We start from the raw sequence: 12,441 nt of genomic DNA, 5'->3' as shown, positions 1-12,441 counted from the left end.
TTCACTGCAAGGAGCAGCCATGAGCGAAGTCTCGCTGCCGCTATGTTCCCGACTGCCTCTTGCCATGGACCTGCCGGCATTGCTGCAGGCTTTGGCACGGGTGGAGGCAGGGGCCTGGCAGGCGCATTTCAACCGCGGTTATCACGAGGGCGACTGGAGCGGTGTGGCGCTGGTCAGTGCCGAGGATGCCCCTGTGCCGCTTGCACCGGGCCGGGGCACGCCCGTGAGGCAGGACTGGTGGCGCCATGAGACGGCGTGGCAGGCCGCGCTGGGGCCATTTCGCGCATCCCTGCAGGCCGCACGTCTGCTGCGCCTGGGCGAGGGCGCGCGGATTCACGAGCACCGCGACCCGGACCTGGGCCGCCCTGGAGGCTGCCTGCGCCTGCATGTGCCATTGCTGAGCCCACCTGGTGTTGAATTTATCGTCGACGGCCTGCAGGTCCCCATGCAGGCTGGCGAGTGCTGGTTCGTTGACCTGTCACGTGCGCATCGGGTGCACAACCCCGGCCCCGGTGAGCGTATCCACCTGGTGCTCGACTGCTTGGCCGACAACTGGCTGCTCGGGTTGATCGAACAGGGGCGGGCACTAACCCCGGCATTGAGCCCGGGGCGGGCAGTGCAGGCTTTCGAGCGCTTTCGTGAGCAAGTGGCGCATGCCCCTGCACTGGCAACCAGGCTGCAGGCACTGGACGATCCACGGGCATTCGTGGCCGCGGCCATTGCCCTCGGTGCAACCATGGGCCTGGTGTTTTCCGATGCCGAAGTGCTGAGTGCCATGCGCCAAGGCAAGCAAGCATGGAGCGATCAATGGCGAATCTGAATGCGTCAGGCAGTTTTCACGGCTGGATGCCCATTCGCCTGTGGCGTGACAAGGCTGAGTGGCGCCTGGACTGGTGCTGGTTTGGCCAGCAGCCCCTGACCAGGCCGTTTTTCCGAGACGACGTCGATCAGGCCTTACGCCTGCCGTTCAACCAGGCCCTGCGCCGCGACACCAACTTGCAGGCACTGTTGGACTGGCAAGTGCGCAGCCCGGGCTTGGCACCTTCGGTGCTGGTGTTCCATGCCTCGCGATGCGGCTCCACGCTGATCGCACAACTGTTGGCCAGCCAGGCGCGCAACATCGTGCTCAGCGAGCCGCCACCCCTGGACAACCTGCTGAGGGCATCGCTGCAGGACCCAGGCGCCAAGGACTGGCAGGCCGAAGGCGTGCGCGCACTGCTTTCAGCCTACGGCCAGCGGCGCCAGGGCGATGAGCGCCAGTTGGTGATCAAACTTGATGCCTGGAACGTGTTCGAAGCGCCCTTACTGGCCGAACTGTACCCCGAAGTGCCGAGGGTCTTCCTGTATCGCGACCCATTGGAGATCGTTGTCTCGCAGTTGCGCCAGGCTGGCATGCACCGGGTGCCGGGCCTGCTTGGCGCCTCGCTGCTGGACACCTTGTTGGGCAGCGGCAAGGGCATGGACACGGTGCAATACACCTGCCGGGTGGTAGGCGAGATCCTCAAGGCCGGCCTGCAGCTATGCCGGGAACACGGCGGCATTGCCGTCAACTACAGTGAACTGCCTGAGGCCATCTGGGGGCGCCTGGCCCCAGTGTTCGGGGTGATGCCCAGCGATGTGCCGAGGTTGCGTGAAGTGGCAGCGTTCGACGCCAAGCAACCGGGCATGAACTTCAGTGCTGACAGCCAGCGCAAGCGAGCACAAGCCAGCGAGCAAGTACTTGAAGGTGTGCGTAAATGGGCGCTAGAACCCTATAAGTGCTTGGAATTCATACGCTTGCATAACGACTGAAAACTGGCGCCAAAAGGCTTCGAACACCTGTTTGAGGAAACTGTGTAAATCGCCCGAAACAGTGGTGGCGATTTGCCTCGGCAATCGACTAGGCTCTACGCCATCGTGTAGGACAATTCACTTGGATGTGCTCCCCTCACCATGGGGTAACTACAGCAGGGAAGCGTGACCCGATGTCGACTTCTGAAGTGCTTCTGCGGCCCGTGGTGGACGCTGACCAAGTGTTTCTGCGTGCCTTGTACGGTACCACCCGGGCCGCCGAAATGGCCGCGCTGGCGTGGGACCAGGCAACGATCGAGCATTTTCTCGACCAGCAGTGGCGTGCCCAGCACCTCCATTACCAGGCGCAGTACCCCGACGCCTGCTTTCTGATCATCGAAACCGCCAACGAACGTATCGGCCGTGCTTCCCTGCAATGGGCCGACAGCCGCCTGCAGATCATCGATATGGCAATTTTGCCCGCCTGGCAGGGCCAGGGTATCGGCTCTCGTCTGCTGCGCCAGTGGCTGGCACAGGCTGACCGCCAGGGCCTGAGCGCCGGTTTGCACGTCACTTCGCACAGCCCGGCAGTGCGCCTGTATCGGCGCAGTGGCTTCGCGGTTGTCGAGGACAATGGTCTGTACCTGAAGATGCATCGTTCCTGAACCCATTTCGCGGGCCACCAGGTCCGCCTTGCAGGTAGTCATAGGAGAGCAGCAAATGGATCCGTTTCTCGGTGAGATCAAGATGTTCGCAGGCAACTTTGCGCCTCGCGGTTGGGCATTCTGCCAAGGTCAGCTGATGAGCATTGCCCAGAACAACGCGTTGTTCGCACTGCTTGGCACCACGTATGGCGGTGATGGCCGGACCACCTTCGCCCTGCCAGACCTGCGCGGTCGCGGGCCAATCGGTTTCGGCACCGGGCCAGGCCTGGCCGATGTGGTGCAGGGCGAAGCTGGCGGTGTCAACGATGTCACGCTGTTGCAGTCGAACATGCCGATGCAGCAGGCGGTGATCCCTGCCCAGACCGTTTCGGTGGCCATACCGGCGGTGGAAGGCGATGCCAACGCTGCGGCACCTTCGTCTGGCAACGTGCTGGCCAAGTCTTTTGACAGTTCGGGGGCAGGGGCGGCGGCGGATATCTATTCCAGTGACGTGCCTAATACCAGCCTGAAGCCGTTCAACGTCACGGTGCCTCAAACCAGCGTCAACCTGGGTGGTGCCTCGCTGCCAGTTTCTGTGCAAAACCCCTACCTGGGCATGAACTTCATCATCGCCCTGGAAGGCATCTTCCCCAGCCGTAACTAAGTCAAGGCAAGCAGTGCAGTTCATCGCGGGGGGCATGTCGGCTCCCCGCGGTGCGTCAGGATTCTCGACAAGGATGCGCCATTGCCTGGCGCAGTTACAGGATCAACCAGCCCAAGGGCTGAATGAGGTCGGCATGGCATTCTGGAAGCGAAACAAGAAGAACCAAAACCCCAGCGTTTCCATGAGCCGGCCGAGCCTGATTCAGGCCTTGGAACCCCGCATGATGTTCGATGCTTCGGTGGCCGTGGTCGCCGACCAGGGTGCCCAGGCCGCAGAGGTAGCCGCTGCCACGGCCACCAGCAAGGACACCGCTACCGCCAGCGATACGTCCAGTACCCAGGACAGCGCGAGCCATGAAAGCGCGCAGCAGGCCGCACCCGCTACGGCGCCGGCTACCCTGGCCGCCGAGCGCCACGAAGTGGTGTTCGTCGATTCCGCCGTCAGTGACTATCAAAAGCTCATCGCCGGCCTGCCCGCCGGCGTCGAGGTGGTGGTGCTGGAGAACGGCAAGGACGGTTTCAAGCAGATCGCTGATTACCTCGACGGCCGTACCGATGTCACTTCCATCGATATCATCAGCCACGGTGACAGCGGCTATGTGTACCTGGCCGGCAACGCCATCTGGGCCAACCAGTTGGCCAGCCATCAGGCCGACCTGGCGCGCATCGGTGCCAGCCTGGCCGAGGGTGGCGACATCCGCTTTTTCGCCTGCAACACCGGCGAGGGCAGTGATGGGCAGCTGTTCGTCGATGAGGTGGCACGGCTGAGCGGTGCCGATGTAGGCGCGTCTTCCGACTCGACCGGCAACCGCGAGGGCGAGGACTGGGAACTGGAAACCGTCTCCGGTGTGGTCGCTACGGGCGTTGGTGTGCAACGTGGTGACCTGACGGCGTTCAATACGTCGCTGGCGACCATCACGGTGACCGACACCAATGCCACGTCCACTGCGGTTGATAGCTTTGTCTCGTTGGCCGAGGCGATCCAGGCCGCCAACACCGACACATCGGTGAACGGCTCCGCCGCCGGCAGTGGCAGCGACATCATCGTGTTCCATCAATCGCTGAGTGGCCAGACCATCCGCTGGTCCACCGCTTCGGCCTTGCTGGTCACCAGCAACATCACCATCAACGGTGATGTGGATGGCGACGGCCGAGGCGACATCATCCTCAGTGGCGACGTCAACAACAACGGCGTGCGTGATGCGCTCGAGGCGTCGGGGCTGCAGAGCAACAACGGCGGCGTGCTGACGGTGCGCAACCTTGATTTCCGTGACTTCTCGGGCAACCTCACCGGTGGCGCGATCCGTGCCAACGGTGGCTCGATCACCGTTGAAGATTCGAACTTCCAGAACAACGCCGGTGCGGTGATCAACTCGGCGACTACTGCCGGCTCGACGGTAGTGGTGCGCAACACCACCATTCATGACAACAGCGCCAGTATCGTCGGAGGCACCGCGATGTCATCGCTGGTGCGCCTAGGTGGCGCCAACAACCATGTGTTGGAAAACGTAGCGATCTACAACAACACCGGCACCTACAGTGCGACCGGCACCGTCGCCGGGGGGGCGGTGATCGTCCTGAGCAACGTGGGTGGCTCGGTCAACATCGTCAACAGCACCATTGCCAATAACGTGTTTCTCAACACCAGTACCGGTAGCATCACCTCCGCGGGCCTTGGCTGGGCCGTTGGCCAGGTCGGCACTATCACGGTGCAGAACTCCATCCTCACCGGCAACACCGTCAACGGCGCTGCGGCCGATGCCATCACCGGCAGCAGCTACACCAGCATCACCAACCTGATCGGCACCACGGTCAACTTCGTCAATGCTGCCGGGGGTGATTACCGCCTGGCTTCCACGGCCAGCAACGCCATCGACCAGGGCACCAGCGGTGGCGCGCCGGCCACCGACCTGCGCGGTTTCGAGCGGCCTCGCGGTGGCGGTGTGGATATCGGTGCTTACGAGGTACTGTACTCGGCACCACCGGTGGTCGATCTGGACACCGGTACTGGCGGCAACGACAGCACGGTCAACTTCACCGGCACCGCAGTGGCGATCGTGCCGAACATCTCCCTGACCCAGACTGACGGCGACACCCAGGTGAGCGGTGCCTCGCTGGCATTGAGCGGTGTGGCCGATGGTGCCAACGAAACCTTGTCGCTCAGCGCAGCGCAGATCGCCACGGCCGCCGGGTTCGGCATCACGGTAAGCGGCTCGGGCAGCGCCGTGCTTACCCTGAGCGGTGTCGCCACCCTGGCCCAGTACCGGGCGATTCTTGCATCGGTGGCCTATGGCAACGCGGCGGCTGCCTATACCACTGGCACGCGCAGCGTGACCGTCAGCGTCAACGATGACATGGGCAGTACTACGCGTACCGCTTCGGTGGTCGTGCTGGCGCAGAACAGCGCACCGGTGATCGGCAACCTCAACGGCGACAGCACGGCATTCACCCAGGGCAATGGCGCGATACTGATCGACGCGAACGGCAATGCCACGGTCAGCGACAGTGACTCGGCCGACTTCGGCGGTGGCAACCTAACGGCCTCGGTCAGCGCCAATGGCGTAGCCGGGGAAGATACCCTGGGCATCCTCAGCGTGGGTAACGGCGCCGGGCAGATCAGCCTCAGCGGCAATACGGTGAGTTACGGCGGGGTGGCCATCGGCACCGTTGCCGGCGGCACCGGCGGCGCCAGCCTGGTGGTGACGTTCAACGCCAATGCCACGGCCGCGTCGGTACAGGCGCTGGTGCGCAGTATCACGTATGACAACGGTAATGCCGGCAATGGCATCGGCCAGGCCAGCCGATCAGTTTCGGTAACCGTCAGCGACGGCGATGGCGCTACCTCCAGTACCGCCACGGTGCAGGTCAGTGTCCGCGAGACGGTGCCGCCGACCGCTACCATCAGCCTCAGTGACACCGCACTGAAAGTCGGCGACACATCGAACGTGACCATCACCTTCAGCGAAGCGGTGGCTGGCTTCAGCAATGCTGACCTCACGGTGATGGGCGGTACGTTGTCGGCAGTGAGCAGCAGTGATGGTGGCCTCACTTGGAGTGCGACCTTTACCCCCTCCGCCAACACCACTGTCGCCAGTGCGACGATCACCCTGAACAATGCCGGCGTCTCTGACCTGGCGGGTAATGCTGGCAGTGGCGCCACAGTGTCGCCGAGCTACAGCATCGACACGCAGCGCCCCACCGCCACTATCGTGGTCGCCGACAATGCCTTGCGCATCGGCGAAACCAGCCTGGTGACGATCACGTTCAGCGAGGCGGTGAGCGGCTTGAGCAATGCCGACCTGACCGTGGCCAACGGTACTATGAGCGCGATAAGCAGCAGCGATGGCGGCATCACCTGGACCGGGACGTTCACGCCGACCAGCAACATTACCGATGCAACCAACCTCATCACCCTGGACAACACGGGGGTGACTGACAGTGCTGGCAACGCCGGCTCCGGCACCACCAACTCGAACAACTACAGCCTCGATACCCAACGCCCGGTAGCGACAATCGTCGTCGCTGACACCGCCTTGCGCATTGGCGAAACGAGCCTGGTGACCATCACCTTCAGCGAGGCGGTGAGCGGCTTCAGCAATGCCGACCTGACCGTGGCCAATGGAACCCTCAGCGCGGTGAGCAGCAGCGATGGCGGCATTACCTGGACCGCCACCTTCACGCCTGCCAGCACTGTCACTGACGCCACCAACCTGATCACCCTGGATAACGCCGGCGTGGCCGACGCTGCCGGCAATAGCGGTAGCGGCACCACCGACTCCAATAATTACGCTGTTGACACCGTACGGCCGACCGCGACCATCGTGGTCGCCGACAACAGCCTGGCCATTGGCGAAACCAGCACCGTCACCATCGTTTTCAACGAACCCGTCACCGGCCTGACCCTGGCCGACTTCACGGTACAGAACGGCACGCTCAGCGGCCTGAGCACCAGCGACAACATCAACTGGACCGCCACCTTCACGCCCGCCGGCAATGTCACCGATGCCAGCAACCTGATCACCTTGGACAATACCGGCGTGATGGACACGGCTGGCAACGCCGGCACCGGTAGCACCGATTCGAACAACTACGCCATCGACAGCCAGCGGCCAACTGCGGCCATCGTGATGGCCGACACGACGCTGACCGTGGGTGAAACCACCACGGTGACCATCACCTTCAGCGAAGCGGTGACCGGCTTCACCCTGGCCGACCTGTCGGTGCCGAACGGCAGCCTGAGCGGGCTGACCAGTAGCGACGGCGGCATCACCTGGACGGCCACCTTCACGCCGTCGATCAACGTGCAGGACGCCAGCAACGTCATTTCCCTGGCCAACACGGGCATCGCCGACCTTGCCGGCAACGTTGGCAGCGGCAGCACCGACTCCAGCAACTACACGGTCAACACCCTGCAACCCACGGCGACGATCGTGATGAGCGATGCGGCCCTGCGTATCGGCGAGACCAGTCAGGTGACCATTACCTTCAGCGAGGCGGTGGCCGGCTTCACCACTGCTGACCTGGCAGTGGCCAACGGCACCCTGAGCACGCTTGCCAGTGCAGACGGCGGCATCACCTGGACCGCCACCTTCACACCCACCAGCAATGTCACCGATGCCTCCAACCTGATCACCCTCGACAACAGCGGTGTGGTGGGCCAGAGCAGTGGCAACGCGGGCTTCGGCACCACCAGTTCGAACAACTACGCCATCGACACCCAGCGCCCGACGGCAACCATCGTGGTAGCCGACAGCCAACTGGCGATTGGCGAGACGTCGCTGGTGACCATCACCTTCAGCGAGGCGGTGGTCGGCTTCAGCAATGCCGACCTGAGCGTGGCCAACGGTACCCTCAGCGCGCTCTCCAGCGGTGACGGCGGCGTGACCTGGACTGCGACACTGACGCCCACAGTTGGCATCAGCGATACCAGCAACCTGATCACCCTGGACAACACCGGCGTGGCGGACTTGGCTGGCAACGCCGGCACCGGTAGCACCGACTCGAACAACTACGCCATCGACAGTCTGCGCCCGACCGCCACCATCGTGGTCGCTGACAGCAACCTGACCGTGGGCGAAACCAGCCTGGTGACCATCACCTTCAGCGAAGCGGTGGCCGGCTTCACCCTGGCCGACCTGTCGGCGCCGAACGGCAGCCTGAGCGGGCTGACCAGCAGCGACGGCGGCATCACCTGGACGGCCACTTTCACGCCGTCGAGCAACGTGCAGGATGCCAGCAACGTCATCACCTTGAGCAACACAGGGGTGGCTGATCTGGCCGGCAACACTGGCAGCGGCACCACTTCCTCGGGTAACTACGTGGTCGATACCATCGTCCCCACAGCAACCATCGTGGTGGCCGACACTGCGTTGCGCCTTGGTGAGACGTCGCTGGTGACCATTACCTTCAGCGAGGCGGTGTCCGGCTTCAGCAATGCCGACCTGACCGTCGCCAACGGAACCCTCAGCGCAGTGAGCAGCAGCGATGGCGGCATTACCTGGACCGCCACCTTCACGCCCGCCAGCAATGTCACCGATGCCACCAACCTGATCAGCCTGGACAATACCGGCGTGGTCGGCCAGGGCGGCAACGCCGGTGTCGGCACCACCGATTCGAACACCTACGCCATCGACACCCAGCGCCCGACGGCAACCATCGTGGTGGTCGACAGCCAACTGGCGGCAGGCGAGACATCGCTGGTGACCATCACCTTCAACGAGGCGGTGGTCGGCCTCAGCCTGGCCGACCTGAGCGTGGCCAACGGTACCCTCAGCGCGCTCTCCAGCGGTGACGGCGGCTTGACCTGGACTGCGACACTGACGCCCACAACGGGTATCAGCGATACCAGCAACCTGGTCACACTCGACAACACCGGCGTGGCGGACCTGGCGGGCAACGCCGGCACCGGCAGCACCGACTCGAACAATTACGCCATCGACAGCCAACGCCCGACCGCTACGATCGTGGTCGCCGACAGCAACCTGACCGTGGGCGAAACCAGCCAGGTGACCATCACCTTCAGCGAAGCGGTGACGGGCTTCAGCAACGCCGACCTGACGGTTGCCAATGGCACCTTGAGCGCGCTTTCCAGTGCCGACGGCGGCATCACCTGGACAGCCACCTTCACCCCGGCCGTGGGTGTGCGCGATACCAGCAATGTCATCACCCTGGCCAACACCGGCATCGCCGACCTTGCCGGCAACATTGGCAGCGGCACCACCTCGTCGGGCAACTTCTCGGTCGACACCATTGTCCCCACGGCAACCATCGTGGTGGCCGACACTGCGTTGCGCCTTGGTGAGACGTCGCTGGTGACCATTACCTTCAGTGAGGCGGTGTCCGGCTTCAACAATGCCGACCTGACGGTGAATAACGGCACCCTGAGCATGGTTTCCAGTACCGATGGCGGCATCACCTGGACCGCCACCTTCACGCCCACCAGCAATATCACCGATGCCACCAACCTCATCAGCCTGGACAATACCGGCGTGGTCGGCCAGGGCGGCAACGCCGGTGTCGGCACCACCGATTCGAACACCTACGCCATCGACACCCAGCGCCCGACAGCAACCATCGTGGTGGCCGACAGCCAACTGGCGGCAGGCGAGACGTCGCTGGTGACCATCACCTTCAGCGAGGCGGTGGTCGGCTTCAGCCTGGCCGACCTGAGCGTGGCCAACGGTACCCTCAGCGGGCTCGCCAGCGGTGACGGCGGTTTGACCTGGACTGCGACACTGACACCCACAGTTGGCATCAGCGACACCAGCAACCTGGTCACCCTGGACAACACCGGCGTGGCGGACTTGGCTGGCAACGCCGGCACCGGTAGCACCGACTCGAACAATTACGCCATCGATAGCCAACGCCCGACCGCCACCATCGTGGTCGCCGACAGCAACCTGACCGTGGGCGAAACCAGCCAGGTGACCATCACCTTCAGCGAAGCTGTGACGGGCTTGAGCAATGCCGACCTGACGGTTGCCAATGGCACCTTGAGCGCGCTTTCCAGTGCCGACGGCGGCATCACCTGGACAGCCACCTTCACCCCGGCCGTGGGTGTGCGCGATACCAGCAATGTCATCACCCTGGCCAACACGGGCATCGCCGACCTTGCCGGCAACACTGGCAGCGGCACTACCTCGTCGGGCAACTACGCGGTCGACACTATTGTCCCTACCGCGACCATCGTGGTGGCCGACAACGCGTTGCGGGCGGGCGAGTCTAGCCTGGTGACCATCACGTTCAGCGAAGCGGTCAGCGGCTTTACCTTGGCTGACATGAGCGCGGCCAATGGTGTGCTGACCAATCTGAGCAGCCAGGACGGTGGCATCACCTGGACCGCAACGCTGACACCGACCAGCAATGTCGAAGACACCAGTAACCTTGTTTCTCTGGACAACAGTGGTGTAGTTGCCACGGCCTCTGGCAACGCCGGTGTGGGTAGCAGCATTTCCAACAACTACACCATCGACACACGCGTCCCTAGCGTGACCAGTGTCGGTGGGCCGGCGGGCGTTTCCTACAACGCCGGCGACGCACTGGTGTTCGTGGTCAATGCCAGTGAGGCAGTGCAGGTGGCCGGTTCGCCACGCCTGGCCCTGGACGTCGGCGGGCGCACGGTGTTCGCCGAGTTGACGGCGGGTGCTGGCACGCCGACGCTGGTGTTCCAGTACATCGTCCAGGCCGGCGACAATGACAGCGACGGCATCCGCGTGACCGGCCTGTCGGCCAATGGAGCCACCCTGAGCGATGCCCAGGGTAATGCAATGAACCTGGCCTTGAATGGCGTCGCCGACACTAGCAAGGTGCTGGTCGATACACTGGCACCTGCAGCCGTCGGCATCGTCACCCTCGACCCATCCCCGAGCAACGCGCAGAGCGTACGCTTCACCGTCACCTTCAGCGAACGCGTCAACGGCGTTGACCTGGCCGACTTCAGCCTGGTCGCCAGCGGTACCGCCAGCGCTACGCTCAGTGGCCTGCGCCAGATAAGCGATGGCGTCTACGAGATCACCGCCAGCGGTGTCAGCGGCACCGGTACCCTGGGCTTGAACCTGAAGGCTGCTGGCACCGCGATCAGCGATGTGGCCGGCAACCAGCTGACGGGCGGCCTGACCGGCGCGGTGTACAACATCGACCATGACGCCCCCACGGTGAATAGCGTCAGCGTGCCGGTGGGAGTGCATTACAACACCGGCGATACGCTGACCTTCGTGGTCGATACCAGCGAAGCGGTGATTGTCGATGGCGCCCCGCAACTGGCACTGGATGTGGGTGGGCGTACGGTGTATGCCGATTTCGTCGCTGGCTCCGGCACGCCGACGCTGGTGTTCCAGTACCGCATCCAGGCTGGCGACAACGATGCCGACGGCATCCAGGTGGTGGGGCTGGCAGCCAATGGCGCGACCTTGCACGACGCTGCCGGCAATGCCTTGCAGCCAGGGCTGGGGGCGGTTGGCGACAGCACTGGAATCATCGTCGATACACGCTTGCCGAGCGTCGAGTCGATCGTGCCGACGCCTGTCAATGGCAGCGGTAGCCAGGGCTTCATCGTGACCTTCAGTGAAGAGGTTCGCGGCGTTGATCTGAGTGACTTCCAGCTGGTATCGAGCGGCAACGCCAGCGGCACCCTGCAATCACTGGTGCAGATCGACAGCCGCACCTGGCAGGTGAATGTCGCCGGGGTTGCCGGCAGCGGCAGCCTGGCATTGGCCTTGAGTAACAGCGGCACTGGTATCAGTGACATGGCTGGCAACGGGCTGGAGGGCGGTTTCGTCGGCCAGGGCACTGTGCTGCAGAGCACGGGCGGTGACCCGCAGTTCCTGGCCTACCCGGCCGCGCCGCCAAGTCTGGCCGGCCAGCCTTTACCCCTGCCCGGCACACCTGCGCCAGTGTTCTCGGCGTTCCAGTCACCTTTGCTGCCAGTACCGTTGTTCGAAGTGCCCAGTGCTGGCGGTGGGCTGCCGCCGCTGGGCAGCATCTTTATCCGCGAGGGGGCCCTGGCGCCTAGCTACCTTGCCCAGGTGTTCGCAGGTCAGCAGGGCGGCTCCGCCATCGGCAACGGCACCGGGGCAGGTTTCCTCGGCTTTGGCGGTGGTGATGCCAGCGTGTTCGGCGCTAGCAGCCTGGCCAATATTTTCGACAAGACGCTGCCGGACGATGGCGGCCAGTATGAGCTCAGCGGTGGCAAACCCTGGCGCCAGGGTGGCGAAGGGCAGTCAGGTGCGCCGACGCTGGGGCAGCAGTTGCAGGCTTTCAAGGAGAGCGAGCAGCGCCAGGTCAGGGAGCTGGCCCTGGCGCTTGGGCAGATCAAGGCACCCGTGCCCGAGGCGTGAGCCGGAGCCATGGCGGATAACAACACAAT

The 12,441-nt window shown here is 63.9% G+C and carries 5 protein-coding genes; all 5 read left to right on the top strand.

The window, feature by feature from the left end; all coding sequences use genetic code 11:
• Positions 1-19 precede the first annotated feature (19 nt).
• The 5 genes from ACMGGN_RS18885 to ACMGGN_RS18865 all read left to right on the top strand — a co-directional run bounded on the left by ACMGGN_RS18885 (position 20) and on the right by ACMGGN_RS18865 (position 12,412).
• Positions 20-820 (top strand): aspartyl/asparaginyl beta-hydroxylase domain-containing protein, encoded by an 801-nt coding sequence (locus tag ACMGGN_RS18885; RefSeq protein ID WP_414156186.1) that lies wholly within the window; start codon positions 20-22, stop codon positions 818-820.
• Positions 808-1,791: a sulfotransferase family protein gene (locus ACMGGN_RS18880; RefSeq protein WP_414156185.1), complete on the top strand. Its 984-nt coding sequence runs from the start codon at positions 808-810 to the stop codon at positions 1,789-1,791. The genes ACMGGN_RS18885 and ACMGGN_RS18880 overlap by 13 nt, the downstream gene beginning before the upstream one ends.
• A 173-nt stretch (positions 1,792-1,964) precedes the next feature.
• Positions 1,965-2,435: a GNAT family N-acetyltransferase gene (locus tag ACMGGN_RS18875; RefSeq protein WP_414156184.1), complete on the top strand. Its 471-nt coding sequence runs from the start codon at positions 1,965-1,967 to the stop codon at positions 2,433-2,435.
• 55 nt (positions 2,436-2,490) lie between these two features.
• Entirely contained in the window at positions 2,491-3,078 is a 588-nt protein-coding gene (locus ACMGGN_RS18870; RefSeq protein WP_196997434.1) for a phage tail protein, read from the top strand.
• Between the two features lie 133 nt (positions 3,079-3,211).
• Positions 3,212-12,412, top strand: coding sequence for an Ig-like domain-containing protein (locus ACMGGN_RS18865; protein ID WP_414156183.1), 9,201 nt, complete (start codon positions 3,212-3,214; stop codon positions 12,410-12,412).
• The last annotated feature ends 29 nt before the right edge of the window (positions 12,413-12,441 follow it).

It is taken from the genome of Pseudomonas sp. BNK-30 (assembly GCF_047456185.1).
Taxonomy (GTDB): Bacteria; Pseudomonadota; Gammaproteobacteria; order Pseudomonadales; family Pseudomonadaceae; genus Aquipseudomonas; species Aquipseudomonas putida_E.
The sequence above is the reverse complement of the archived record's forward strand: the minus strand, read 5'-3'. Positions and strand labels throughout refer to the sequence as shown.